Origin of the sequence: Mesorhizobium sp. M1A.T.Ca.IN.004.03.1.1 (assembly GCF_003997555.1) — a bacterium.
GTDB lineage: Bacteria > Pseudomonadota > Alphaproteobacteria > Rhizobiales > Rhizobiaceae > Mesorhizobium.
The window spans coordinates 1-270 of the sequence record NZ_RZTV01000351.1 but is presented as its reverse complement, the minus strand read 5'-3'; the positions used below and the strand labels follow the sequence as shown (position 1 = coordinate 270).

General features: G+C 61.1%; 1 protein-coding gene. It reads left to right on the top strand.

Annotated features, from left to right (window positions below):
• Positions 1–270: LysR substrate-binding domain-containing protein (locus EOD29_RS31940; RefSeq protein ID WP_245475503.1), on the top strand; the 270-nt coding region annotated here is incomplete at both ends.

Genomic DNA, 270 nt, shown 5'->3' with positions numbered 1-270 from the left:
TCTGGAATTTCCAGATCGACGGCAAACCGGTCGAGGCGATGCCCCGGAGCCGGATCGAAGTGAACACCGCGGCCAACTGTGTCGCCGCCGCGTGCAATGGAGCCGGGATCGCCCGCCTCTTCGACTATCAAGTTCCCGAGGAGCTGTCTTCGGGCATGCTCGTGCAGATCTTGAAGGACTATAACGGCGGGCCCAAGCCCATCCACATCGTCTATTCCCGTCAGGGCCTGCTTACCCTGAAGGTGCGCGCCTTCATCGACTGGATTCTGC